We start from the raw sequence: 13,931 nt of genomic DNA, 5'->3' as shown, positions 1-13,931 counted from the left end.
TTAATACCCTTGTTTTAAGTCATTTGCACTCGAAAGTTTTTTGCAAATTTCTCTACTTATACATACCTCCTATCCGAAACTATAAGGTTTGATACTTTAATTTTCTTTATACTCTTAACTTTATTTAAAAGTAAAACTCCCTATTATATAGATATCCCTCATTTCAACGAATCTTTTGTTAAAATAAAAACACCTAATAAAAATCCTTTTAAACAAATATTGATGACCTAAGATCATCAATATTTGTTTTATGCTTTTTTATATCTAAGAAGTAATTAAGATGGTTTTTTAATCCTCTTTAAATTCCGCTGCTTCTTTCTATCTTTCTTCTTACGCATCTTTGCAAACATCTGTTTGTATTTCTCTACGTTTACCTCCCCTTTTTTATTCGCAAGTATCCTATGTGAATCGAATCCTAACTTCGAGTCCTGTTTCTCTAACTTTTCTTCTATAAAAGCTCTTTGTAAAATATCTTCAATCAGATAATCTTCATTAACCAAAGAAGGTTGATATTCGTCTTTTAAAGATAAACTAAATACATTTGCTGTCGTGTTATACCAAAAAGCCTTCCAACCACTTCTCAACTCCTTTATATTATCAAAAGTTGTTTTTCCTGTTTGACGATGAATCAACTTGATTAATATTCGCCCCTCTGTACGTGTCATCTTCTTAATCTGATCGGTCAACTCCTCCTCCACATATTTTTGAACTCTACGGACATACTTACGTTTTTTGCTTTTTGATTCAATTCTAGATAAACGAATTTTAATACTATCCAATCTTTTTGACGCCAACGTCGCATATGGATATGCCTTAAATACTTTTCTGCGTAACCAAAAATAATAATTTGCATCTGTTCTTGATTTGAACTTATGACTAGGCAAAACTGAAACTTCTTTTAGCTTGATCATTAATGAATCTCCATCTTTAAGTAAAAAATACTCTTCTGAGAAATTCGGAATTGTATCTTTTATTTGTGCCATTGATGTAAGCGCAACTAATAGTATGTATATGTATAAAAGTTTTTTCATTAATTAATTATATCCTCAAAAAGAGTTCCAAAAATATTTTGTTTTTATCCATAAAGCAAAAAAACTCGTGATATAATCACGAGTTTTTCAATATTTAAAGCTAATTATTCTGCCATCATCGTTTCTGCAACCTTTTTATAGGTGCCATTTTCTAGTTTTTCTCGAATAGCAGAAAATGCTATTATCGTTTCATTTACATCTTCTATAGTATGTCTTGCTGTCGGAATTAATCTTAAAATAATTAACCCTTTTGGTATTACAGGATATACAACTATTGAACAAAATACTCCGTGATTTTCTCTTAAATCATGAACCATTGCCATCGCTTCCGGAATTTCACCTTTTAGATATACTGGTGTTATACACGTTTGAGTTGTACCTAAATCAAATCCTGCATTTTTTAATCCAGATTGAAGAGCATTTGTAATTTCCCACAACTTATCTTTTAATTCTGGCATAGTACGAATCATATCTAAACGTTTCAAAGCTCCTTTTACCATTGGCATTGGTAATGACTTCGCAAACATTTGCGATCTCATATTATATTGTAAATATTGCACTACATCTTTATCACCTGCAAAGAACGCTCCGATTCCTGCCATAGATTTCGCGAAGGTTGCAAAATACACATCTATACCATCTTGAACTCCTTGTTCAAAACCAGTTCCTCTTCCTCCTTCTCCTAAAGTACCAAAACCATGCGCATCATCAACTAATAAACGAAAATTGTATTTTTCTTTTAAAGCTACAATCTCTTTTAATCGACCTTGTTCGCCTCGCATACCAAAAACACCTTCAGAAACTAATAAGATTCCTCCGCCTGTTTTTTCTGCCATTTTAGTAGCTCTCATCAAATTCTTCTCACAACTTTCAATATCGTTATGACGGTACACAAAACGCTTACCTGCATGTAACCGAACACCGTCTATAATACAGGCATGTGTATCCATGTCATATACAATAATATCGTCTTTATTTACCAAAGCGTCAATCGCAGATACCATTCCTTGATAACCAAAGTTTACTAAATATGCAGCTTCTTTATCTACAAACTCTGCGCACTCACGTTCTAATTGTTCATGAAAACTCGTGTGACCAGACATCATACGTGCTCCCATTGGATATGCTAAACCGTCTGAAGCTGCAGATTCTCCATCTACTTTTAAAACTTCAGGATGGTTTGCTAAACCTAAATAATCATTAATACTCCAAGTAACTACTTTCTTCCCATTGAAAGTCATTCGATTGGAAATTGGTCCTTCTAACTTAGGAAACACATAATACCCTTCTGCCTTATCTGCCCATTTACCTAATGGCCCTTTATCTCCTTTAATTCTTTCAAATAAATCTTTTATCATTTGTTACTATGTTTTAAGGTGGCGAAAATACTATTTTTTACAGAGTAAATCAAATTGATTATTTTAATATTATAATTAAATCATCTGTATTTACTAAGGCCCCACTTTTTAATTGAATTTTGTCTATTACTCCTTTTTTTACTGCTGTTACAGTCGTTTCCATTTTCATGGCTTCAATAATAAATAAAGGTTGATTTTCCTTCACCTCTTCACCTTTTTTAACCAACACATTCGACAACAAACCTTGTAAAGGAGCTCCTATTTGTTTATCATTTAAAACATCAACTTTTACATTTTCCTTTTTATCAACTTTGATAGAAGTATCTTTTACTAATACATTTCGCATTTGACCATTGATTTTGAAGAAAATACTCACATTTCCATCTTCATTAGGATCACTTTTTTGCATTAATGAAATTAACACTCTCTTACCCGGTTCTAAATCGATCATAATTTCCTCGCCAACTTCCATTCCGAAGAAGAAATTTTTAGTCGGAATATTCATCACATTTCCGTACTTAATGTGATTATTATAAGCATCGGTAAATACTTTTGGGTAGAGTTTGTACGATAAGAAATCTGTAATTTCTAAATCACGTCCCATTCCTTTTGAAAATTCCTTTTTGAATTCCTGAAATTCTTTATCAAAGTCGATTGGTGCTAAATGAGCATTGGGTCTATCTGTATAAGGTTTTTGATTTTTTAATACAATTTTTTGTAATTTTTTCGGAAATCCACCAACAGGTTGCCCTAAATCTCCTTTAAAAAAACTAATTACCGATTGTGGAAACGAAATTGTTTCTCCTCGTTCCATCACATCTTCGACAGATAAATTATTGCTAATCATATATTGCGCCATATCTCCTACTACTTTAGAACTTGGTGTCACTTTAACAATATCGCCAAACATTTCGTTTACCTTACCATACATTTTGGTTACTTCAGGAAATTTATCTTCTAACCCAAGTGCAATTGCCTGTCCTTTTAAATTAGAATACTGTCCTCCTGGAATTTCGTGATTATACACCTCTCCTGTTCCAGATTTTAATCCGCTTTCGAAAGGATAGTAATAATTACGAACAGTTTCCCAATAATCTGAATACTCTGCTAACTTTTCTGTATTCATTTTATTTTCTCGCTCATGAAATTTTAACATCTCCACAATTGAGTTAAAATTAGGTTGTGATGTTAGTCCCGATAATCCTCCTAAAGCCACATCTATTACATCTACTTCTGCTTCTATCGCTTTTAAATACATCGCTGATTGCACAGAAGATGTGTCGTGTGTATGTAAATGAATTGGAATATTAATTTCAGATTTTAACGCAGAAATCAACTCATAAGCAGCGTTTGGTTTTAATAAACCAGCCATATCTTTTACTCCAAGAATATGTGCTCCCGCGTTTTCAATATCTTTAGCAAGTTGTACATAATATTCTAATGAATATTTTGTTTTCTTCGGATTTAAAATATCTCCCGTATAACAAATTGAAGCCTCTGCTAAACCTTTGGTTCTATTTCGAACATGTTCTATACAAGGAGCAATGGATTTCATCCAGTTTAAAGAATCGAAAATTCTAAAAATATCAACGCCTGTTTCCCAAGATTTCTCTACAAATTTTTCAATTAAATTATCTGGATACGCAGTATACCCTACTCCGTTAGACCCACGAATTAACATTTGTAATAACACATTGGGCATCGCTTTTCTTAACAATGCTAAACGCTCCCATGGGTTTTCTTGTAAAAAACGTAAACAAACATCAAACGTTGCTCCTCCCCAAACTTCCATACTAAAGATTTCTGGATTGTTTTTAGCATATCCTTCTGCAACTTTTAGCATATCAACAGTTCGCATTCGAGTGGCTAATAAACTTTGATGTGCATCTCGCATTGTCGTATCTGTAAAATGGACTTTTTTCTCATTCTTTAACCACGCCGCAAATTTTTCTGATCCTAATTCGGTTAACAAATCTTTAGTTCCCTTCGGATAATTGTCCATTACAGGAAAACTTGGAACTTTTGGTTTTACAAATGTTTGATTTGGTATAATTTTCTTTACATCAGGATTTCCGTTAACAATGGTTTCTCCCAAGAAATTAATCAATTTATTCGCACGATTTCTTGGTTCAACGAACTTAAATAATGAAGGTTCGTTTTTAATAAAGTTTACTGTTACTTTTCCTTCTCTAAAAGTAGGATGCAGTAAAATATTATCTACAAAAGCGATATTCGTTTTTACCCCTCGAATTCTAAATTCAGCCAAAGCCCTTCTCACCTTTCTACAGGCTCCATCTAAAGTTCTACTTTGCCCAGAAACTTTTACTAACATTGAGTCAAAAAACGGAGAAATAGTAACGCCTTGGTAAATACTACCTGCGTCTAATCTAATTCCGAAGCCAGAAGCACTTCTATAAGTGGTAACTGTACCATAATCTGGTTTAAAATCATTAGCAGGGTCTTCAGTTGTTACTCGACACTGCAACGCATAACCAGTTATTTTAACGGACTCTTGATTTGGTATTTTGATTTGAGTATCCGATAATTTATATCCTCCTGCAATAAATAATTGTGCTTTTACCAAATCGATATTTGTTATCATTTCGGTAACTGTATGTTCTACTTGAATTCTTGGGTTTACTTCAATAAAATAAATACTTACATCGTCATCTACCAAAAATTCTACAGTCCCAATATTATTATAATCCACTGCCTTACAAATAGCAATCGCATATTTATATAAACTATTTTTTATCTCTTCGGATAACCCAAACGACGGAGCAAATTCGATTACTTTTTGATAGCGTCTTTGCACCGAACAATCTCGTTCGAATAAATGGACAATATTTCCATGTGTATCGGCTACAATTTGTATTTCGATATGTTTTGGATTTTCAACAAACTTTTCTAAAAACACAGTATCATCGCCAAAAGCATTTAATGCTTCTCTACGTGCTTCTGGAAATGCTTTTTGTAAATCTTTATCACTTCTGATTACTCGCATACCTCTTCCGCCACCACCTGATGCTGCTTTTAGCATAATAGGATATCCTATTTTTTTAGCCTCGATAAGCGCTATATTCATTGAAGTTAAATCTTCCTGACTACTTTGAATAATAGGAATGTTATTAGCTACTGCAACTTCTTTTGCTGTAATTTTATCTCCTAACGCTTTTAAAACCGAAACTTTCGGACCTATAAAAATGATTCCATTATCCTCACACTTTTGAGCAAATTCTGCATTTTCTGATAAAAATCCATAACCAGGATGTATTGCATCTACATTATTATCTTTAGCAACTTTTATAATTGCATCTATATTTAAATACGGTTTTAATGGGGCATTATCCTCTCCTATTTGATAACATTCATCAGCTTTATAACGATGTAAAGAATAACGATCTTCATAGGTATAAATTCCTACTGTTTTAATTCCGATTTCTACACAGGCTCTGAATACGCGAATAGCAATTTCTCCTCGATTCGCAACGAGTACTTTTTTAATTTTCATTGATAGTTTGTATGTGTTGTTAAAAATACTATGCGCGCATAGTATTTCTCAAAAATAAGAATAATTAACAATTATTTATTATAAATGATTATATAATAATAAATCTTTTAAAAAATAATCAATTTTATAATTTTATTGTTTAAAATAAAAAAAGCACTCAAAAAGAGTGCTTCTAATTTTTATCCTTCTATTTTTTCTGAATTTAAATATTTTTCAAAAGGTTGATGGTATAATCGTTTTCCTATAGCTTTATGGATCGCATTCGCTACTGCACCAGCAGCAGGAGGTAAACCAGGTTCTCCTAATCCGGATGGTGATAATTCATTTTGAATAAAATGTACCTCAACTTTTGGAGTTTCATTGATTCTAATCAACCTATAAGTATCAAAATTTTTATTGATAGGTTTTCCTCCTTCAAAGGAAAAATCACCATACATTGCGTGACCAATTCCGTCCAGCACTCCCCCTTGAACTTGATTGATAGCACCTGTTGGATTAACTACAATACCACAATCTACAGCAGCTACTACCTTAGTTACCACTGGTAAACCATCTTTCAATTCAACCTCAGCAACTTCTGCGACATGAGTGTTATGACTATAATATGCTGAAAAACCTTGATAAACTCCTTCTTTAGCATTTCCCCAATTCCCTTTTTCAGCAGCAAGCTTGATAGTGTTTTCCATTCGCTCGCCTGAATATTGAATTCTCTCATCTGTAGTTCCTTTTACATATTGTAATAATTCTAACCGAAGTTGAACCGGATCTTTTCGTAATTCTTCAGCAAGCTCATCAAAGAAACTTTGTTCTGCATAACCTAAAAAGTTAGTATACGGTGCTCTCCACGCTCCCGTAGTAACGTCACTTTTATAATTTTGAGTAGAAACTTTAAAGTTTGGAATACATCCTGCAGGAAAAAAGTGTGGAATCAACCCATACATATTATCATTTATTGCAGCTTCTTTTAAATGATACCCTGTAATTTTCCCATCTTTTATAGATGCAGCAATTCGATATTTTATAGCTGGACGATAAATACCTGTTGTCATATCATCTTCTCTAGTTGATATCACTTTTACAGGCTTTTTGAGCTTATCCGAAATTTCTGCAGCTTCATAAACAAAATCTCCATATAATCGACGACCAAATCCGCCGCCCATCCTCGTCATATCAACTTGAATTTCATTTATATCCCGCTCTAACATATCTGCAACAACAATAGCTGCATATTCTGGAGTTTGCACTGGTCCTGCTAAATGAACTTTTTCATCAGTAACATTAGCGTAAAAATTCATTGGTTCTAAACAGTTGTGTGGTAAAAAAGGAGAATGATACGTTCTTTCAATCACTTTATCTGCTTGAGCAAATGCTTTTTTTACATTACCATCTTCTCTACGTATATCAAACTTATTTCCATCCAAAATTTTATTTAAAACATCATTTTGATATTCTGTATTTTCTAACTCTTTATTTGATTTCCATTTAGCTTGTATTGCTTTTTTACCTTTAATTGCAGCCCAAGTATTTTCTGCTACTACAACTACTTTATCTGTTCCAGAAAGCTTAAAAGTCCAATTAGACTTCCCTTTATCTAAAAAACTTCTTACTTTATCTCCAATAGTAATTACATCTATAACACCTTGTACTTTTTTAGCTTCTGAAGCATCAAACGATTCTAAAATTTGTCCAAATGCTGGTGGTCTTAAAACCGAAGCATACAACATTCCTTCTTCTTTATAGTCTAATCCGAAGAGAGGTTTACCTGTTACTATTTCATCTAAATCTACATTTATAGCATTTGTTCCTATGATTGAAAACTCAGAAGGCTTTTTTAACGTTGCATTTTCAGGAATTTCAAGTGATGCTGCTTCTTTAACCACATCTCCATACCCTAGTTTATCTCCATTTTCATTAATTATAACTCCTTGTGAAGCTTTACACGTGGCTGCATCAACTCCCCATTTTACAGCAGCTGCGTTAACAAGCATTTGTTTTGCAGTAGCACCAGTTTGACGCAATGCATCCCACCCTAATCTAATAGATTGACTACCTCCAGCTAATTGTCTTTTATAACTTTTAGTGTCTAATGAAGCTTGTACTACATGAACTTTATCCCACTCAACATCTAATTCTTCAGCAATAATCATTGGCATTGATGTTTTTACTCCTTGACCAATTTCTGGATTTGGAGAATAAATAGTTACATAACCATTATCAGCAATTTTAATGAATGCATTAAAATCATTAAAATTTAAATTTTCAATATCTACAGATGGTTTTACATTAGGTTTACAAGCTGTGAATAAATTAAACCCAATCATTATTCCTCCACCAGCAATAGCAGAAGTTCTTAAAAAATTTCTTCTACTAAACGTATATGTGTTTTTTGTTGTACTCATGACTGTAAATTTTAAGACATTTTTTCCGCAGCTATCGCTACTGCTTTTTCAATTCTGTTGTACGAAGCACATCTACATAAATTACCATGCATTGCTTCTCGAATTTCTTGTTCTGTAGGATTTGGATTGTCTTTTAAAAATGAAGCAGCCGTCATTATTTGTCCTGCTTGACAATATCCGCATTGAGGAACATCAACTTCTTTCCACGCTTGTTGTAGTGGATGATCCCCTTTCTCTGACAATCCTTCTATAGTAGTAATTTCTATGTCTTGTGCCATAGAAACTTGTAGTTGACAACTTCTAATTGCAGTTCCATCAGCATGTACAGTACAAGCTCCACATTGGCTAATTCCACAACCAAACTTGGTACCTACCATGTTAAGTTCATCTCGTAGCACCCATAATAACGGAGTGTCTGCATCGGCAGTTACATTTACCGATTTTTTATTAATTTTTAGTGTGTAAGTTGGCATTTTGAAGTGATTTTAAGAAGTGTATAAGATACGAAAAAAACAAATGCCTATTTTTTTACAACTCTTTTTTTAGAAAAATTTAAACTTCATTACACCTTAAAAAATGTATAAACTCAATATGGATGTTACTTAACCATCGCTTGGTTCTTTGTATCTTTTGGCAATTTCTGTAATTTAATATTACCTTATTTATTATTTACAAATTAATTTTTTCTTGATTATTTTTTAATATTTAAATAATATAAACTTTTAATAGTATCTCTAGTTTTATTCGAATATATAAAGCTATATTAATGTTTTTACAGAAAAAAAATAAAATAATAATTTTTGTTTCATTCTCTGCTATCGTTCTAATTATATTTTCATTTGCCACAAAATCTGAAGTAGATGATTACATTCCTATTTCAAAGCGATTTGAAGCATATAACAAAGAATTTAACCTTGCAGTAATCTCTTTAAATAATACAGCTAATGCTTTTAAAAGAAATGAAATCAGCATCGATTCACTTAAAAACGAAGTTAACAAAACAAGATTGGCTTATAAAAAAATAGAATTTTACTTAGCTTTTTACCATAACGAATATGTAAATGCCCATATAAATGGAGCACCTTTATTGGGTATTGAAAGAACTGGTACTTTACCAGAAATTACAAAGCTTGAAGGATTACAAGTTTTAGATGAATTAATCTATTCTGATGACGTCGAAAAAGAGCGCAATCAAATTTCTTATTTAACTACAAAATTACGCAATAGCAATGGTTTGCTTTATGAAAGTTTAAAAACCCAAAACGTTTTCAATGATTCAGAAATAACAGCAATGTGTTTAGAGCTGGTTAGAATTTTTACTTTAGGCTTAACCGGTTTTGACACACCAGGATCTTTAAACGTTTTGCAAGAGACAGAAACGGCCTTGCAAGCGATGTTGGGTTTTCTTGAAGACAATCAACAAAGAAATAAAAAATCTGCTGTTGCAATAGATTTGTTTAAAGAAGCTATTGTCTATTTAAAGCAGCCTGTCTCTTTTAATGATTTTGATAGACTTACTTTTTTTAAACAATATTTAGATCCTTTATATAAAGAGTTAGGTAAGCTTCAATCTAAACACAAGAATCCAGATTTCCTTAAGTACACATCTGCTTGGAATACCGAGAGTGTTTCCATTTTTTCCAATGATTTTTTAAATCCTTATTATTTTACTGAAATTCAAAAAGAAGAAAACAGCCCAGAAATGACTGCTTTAGGAAAGCAACTTTTTTACGATCCTGTTTTAAGTAATAATGAAAAAATAAGCTGTGCTTCTTGCCATAATCCAGCAAAGGCTTTCACAGATGGTGAGCAGAAATCATTAAGCAATGTTCAAGGAAAAACAGTATTAAGAAATGCACCTACTTTAGTAAATGCTGTTTATGCAGACCGATATTTTTATGATTTAAGAGCGTTTACATTAGAACAACAGGCTGAACACGTTATTTTCAATTCGGCAGAATTTAATACGTCTTACAGTTCTATCTTGAAAAAATTAAACGAAAAGGAAGCCTATAAAAAACAATTTAAAACCGTTTTTAAAGAAGAAGAACTTACAAGAGGAAATCTGTCAAAAGCCTTGGCGTCTTACGTTATTTCTTTAAGTTCTTTTAATAGTTCCTTTGATAAATATGTGCGTGGAGAAACGTCGAGTATAGATGCTGAAATAAAAGATGGATTTAATCTGTTTATGGGAAAAGCTAATTGTGCAACTTGCCATTTTGCACCCACTTTTTCTGGCTTGGTTCCTCCTTTTTATAGTGAAAGCGAAAGCGAAATACTAGGTGTGCTGGAAAACCCTAATGCACAAAACATTAAACTAGATTTAGATGAAGGTCGTATTACGAATCAAATCACAAGTGAAAGTGCTTGGATTTATGAAAAATCATTTAAAACAACAACTGTAAGAAATGCAGAATTAACAGCACCTTATTTTCATAATGGCGCTTACAAAACTTTAGAGGAGGTTATCGATTTTTATAATTATGGAGGAGGAGAAGGCTTAGGACTTACAGTAAAAAATCAAACGTTGCCACCAGATCCATTAGATTTATCAGAGTATGAAAAAACAGCTCTAATTGCATTTATGAGATCATTAACAGATGTTTCTTCTTTAAAATAAGCTTTTTTATAACGCACTAAAAAAATTGAAAAAATGCTACTAAAGAAATTGTCTTTCGTTTTTATCCCTATTCTTTTTACCGTATTGTTTAACATAAATTTTTCGTCTAGAAAACAAACAAATGACTATCAGGACATTCAAGATTTTAAGCAAATAATAGATAACAATATAAATGTATTTAAAAATGAAATAGACCTCTTGAACAGCGACGCTTTAGTATTTCAAAATGACATTAAAAGTATTTCAGAATTACAGTCGCAACTTCTAAAAACACGAAAGGCATATAAAAAAGTAGAATATATTTTAGAATATTTTTACCCAGAACATATTAAAGCATATATAAATGGCGCTCCACTTGCTCATGTAGACCCAAATCCAGTTAAAGAAGAATATAATGTAAAAAGCTACTATACAGCTACACCAAAAGAGTATGGTAAAAATATGCCTCTGGATTATAGGGATAAAAATCATTTTAGAGGTGAAGCAAAAGTGCTTCTTCCTGTGGGCTTACAAGTATTGGACGAACTTATTTTTTCCGATGATATAGCGAATGAAAAAGAAGCGATTTTAAATCTAACTAAACAGCTGGAAACAGATTTTTTTGCTGTTGAAAGTGCCATTAAAAAACGACAATATTTAGAAGACTTTGAAATTATTGAAGCTTCAAGACTTGAATTAATTAGAATTTTCACTTTAGGAATTACTGGTTATGACACGCCGGGTTCTTTAAATGCAATAGAAGAAGCATCAACCTCTTTAGAAGCGCTTCAAGAAGTGTTAAATCCATTATTATTGAAATCTGATTCTTCTAATCGTAAAAGGGTGCATGCTCTTTTTGAAGAAGCTATAATCTATTTAAAAAAGAATACTGATTTCAATACATTTGATAGGCTTACTTTTTTAACCCAATCTATTAATCCACTATACGAAAAGCTGTTGGATGTTCAAAAAGGTCTGAGTATACCATCTTCAGCTGAAAAATATAAAAATCTAGCGTCTTGGAATGCAAGTAGCACTAATCTCTTTTCTGATGATTTCTTAAATCCATACTATTATAGTTTATTAACTGAAGATGACGATAATTCAACGTTACGCCAATTGGGCAAGACCCTTTTTTATGATGAAAATATGAGTAGCAGTGGTACTATGAGTTGTGTAAGCTGTCACAAACCAGAATTGGCATTTACAGATGGACGACCAAAATCTATGGCCAGTATTGATGGCAAAACATTATTAAGAAATTCCCCAACACTTATAAATGCTGTGTTTTCTGATAGGTATTTTTATGATTTACGCGCATACGATTTGGAAGAGCAAGCAGAACACGTTATTGAAAACCATTTAGAGTTTAACACAAACTTTTCAGAAATTGTAAAAAAAATAAATGAAGATGAAACATATTTAAATCTCTTTAAAAAAGCTTTTAATAATGAAGATGAAGAAATAACGAGGTATCAATTTTCTTCAGCATTATCTTCTTATGTACTTTCGTTACAGTCCTTCAATAGTCTTTTTGATCAATTTGTTTTGAGGAAAACAAGCAAACTTTCCAAAAAAGTAAAACGTGGTTTTAATTTGTTTATGGGAAAAGCGAATTGTGCCACTTGTCATTTTGCGCCTACTTTTAGCGGTTTGGTTCCTCCTTTATATCGAGAAAATGAAAGTGAAGTCTTAGGAATATTAAAAACACCAGACGTTTTAGAAGTGGATGCCGATCTTGGTCGTATAGACAATAACATACCACTGGATAATTATAATATCTACAAGAATTCCTTTAAAACCACAACGATTAGAAATGCAAAGCTTACTGCTCCTTACTTTCATAATGGTGCTTATAACACATTAGAGCAGGTTATTGATTTTTATAACCAAGGAGGAGCTGTTGGAATGGGCTTGTCATATGAAGTGACAAATCAAACCTTGCCTCCAGATAAACTGGATTTAAGCAAAAGAGAAATTGAAGATTTAATAGCTTTTATTGAATCGCTTACAGATAATCCTTTTTAGTTAAAAATAGATTTTACAATTAGGTAATTCCTTTTTAATTCTTTCTTTTTCTTTTTGGGAGATTGGGTTTCCTATTAGAATAAGTGTTTTTAAGTTGGTTAAGTTTTTTAAATTATTTGGCAATTGATGTAGTTTATTATTAGACACAATAAGCAATTCTAAGTTTTGTAAATGAGTTACTGTTTCAGGAAGCTCTGTTAGTCTGTTATTGTTTAATATAAGTGTCTTTAGATGTTGAAGCATTTGTATTCTGAAAGGAAATTTTTGAAGTTGATTGTATTCTAAATTCAACACTTCCAAGGCTTCTAATTGTGTCCATTTTTCGTCAACTTCATTAAATTGATTGTAGCCTAAATCTAATACTTTTAGTTTTGAGAGTTTAGAAATAGAAGCAGGCAAATAACTAAGCTGATTATTGTCCAGTTCCAAGACTTCCAACGCTTTACAATTCCCTATTGTTTCAGGAATTGATGTTATTGTATTTATTGAAAGGTGTAAAAATCTAATGTTTTTGAGTTCTCCCAACGTTTTTGGAACATACGATATTTCATTACTTGTGAGATTAAGCCTGACCAGTTTGTTTAAATTTCCCAATTCATCTGGTATATATTTTAAGGCATTCTGTTTTAAATTCAATACCTCAAGTTTTTTCAACGTAAGAATGGAAGCGTCCCATTTCTCTAAATGGTTTCTCATTAAATTTAAAAATTGCAACTCTTTAAGTTTTTCTATTTCTTTTGAAACATAAAACAAATCATGATCTCGTAAATTGAGTTGTCTTGCATTTTTATCTTTTAAAGCCTTTTTAATGCTGCCATAAACGGGAGCGTCTAATGGATTCGCATTTTGTGCTACAGATAGCGGAATTGATAAACTCCAAAAAAAGAGTGATGTTACTACAATCTTATTCATTAAAATCTATTAATAGGCTTCATAATTAACAAAAATAGCCCTTCCTAAAAAAGCTTAGATTAAATTATCATTAAATAAAAAAAGGATTGGTAA

8 protein-coding genes are annotated in these 13,931 nt (G+C 32.0%); 2 read left to right on the top strand and 6 right to left on the bottom strand.

All coding sequences use genetic code 11. The features are described 5' to 3' along the window. Positions 1 to 275: 275 nt before the first annotated feature. The 5 genes from C7447_RS14285 to C7447_RS14265 all read right to left on the bottom strand — a co-directional run bounded on the left by C7447_RS14285 (position 276) and on the right by C7447_RS14265 (position 8,772). Positions 276 to 1,031: a DUF4294 domain-containing protein gene (locus C7447_RS14285; RefSeq protein WP_148871202.1), complete on the bottom strand. Its 756-nt coding sequence runs from the start codon at positions 1,029 to 1,031 to the stop codon at positions 276 to 278. A 104-nt stretch (positions 1,032 to 1,135) separates the two neighbouring features. Then, entirely contained in the window at positions 1,136 to 2,386 is a 1,251-nt protein-coding gene (locus C7447_RS14280) for an aminotransferase class I/II-fold pyridoxal phosphate-dependent enzyme (protein ID WP_170246058.1), read from the bottom strand. Positions 2,387 to 2,447: 61 nt separating this feature from the next. Next, positions 2,448 to 5,900, bottom strand: coding sequence for a pyruvate carboxylase (locus tag C7447_RS14275; protein WP_148871200.1), 3,453 nt, complete (start codon positions 5,898 to 5,900; stop codon positions 2,448 to 2,450). A 179-nt stretch (positions 5,901 to 6,079) separates the two neighbouring features. Beyond that, positions 6,080 to 8,299 carry a xanthine dehydrogenase family protein molybdopterin-binding subunit gene (locus tag C7447_RS14270; protein ID WP_148871199.1) on the bottom strand — a complete coding sequence of 740 codons (2,220 nt, stop codon included), beginning with the start codon at positions 8,297 to 8,299 and terminating at the stop codon, positions 6,080 to 6,082. A gap of 11 nt (positions 8,300 to 8,310) precedes the next feature. After that, a complete protein-coding gene (locus C7447_RS14265; protein ID WP_148871198.1) occupies positions 8,311 to 8,772 on the bottom strand; it encodes a (2Fe-2S)-binding protein in 462 nt (153 codons plus the stop codon). A gap of 293 nt (positions 8,773 to 9,065) precedes the next feature. Here C7447_RS14265 and C7447_RS14260 point away from each other — a divergent pair, with 293 nt between their 5' ends. Then, positions 9,066 to 10,919, top strand: coding sequence for a cytochrome-c peroxidase (locus C7447_RS14260; RefSeq protein WP_148871197.1), 1,854 nt, complete (start codon positions 9,066 to 9,068; stop codon positions 10,917 to 10,919). Positions 10,920 to 10,952: 33 nt separating this feature from the next. Then, positions 10,953 to 12,926, top strand: a complete 1,974-nt coding sequence (locus C7447_RS14255; RefSeq protein ID WP_148871196.1) for a cytochrome-c peroxidase — start codon at positions 10,953 to 10,955, stop codon at positions 12,924 to 12,926. On the opposite strand, the gene C7447_RS14250 is transcribed toward C7447_RS14255, so the two are convergent. Beyond that, positions 12,927 to 13,838, bottom strand: a complete 912-nt coding sequence (locus C7447_RS14250; protein ID WP_148871195.1) for a leucine-rich repeat domain-containing protein — start codon at positions 13,836 to 13,838, stop codon at positions 12,927 to 12,929. It lies immediately after the preceding gene. Positions 13,839 to 13,931 lie beyond the last annotated feature (93 nt).

Origin of the sequence: Tenacibaculum adriaticum (genome assembly GCF_008124875.1) — a bacterium.
Lineage (GTDB): Bacteria > Bacteroidota > Bacteroidia > Flavobacteriales > Flavobacteriaceae > Polaribacter > Polaribacter adriaticus.
This window is presented reverse-complemented; position numbering and strand designations above follow the sequence as displayed.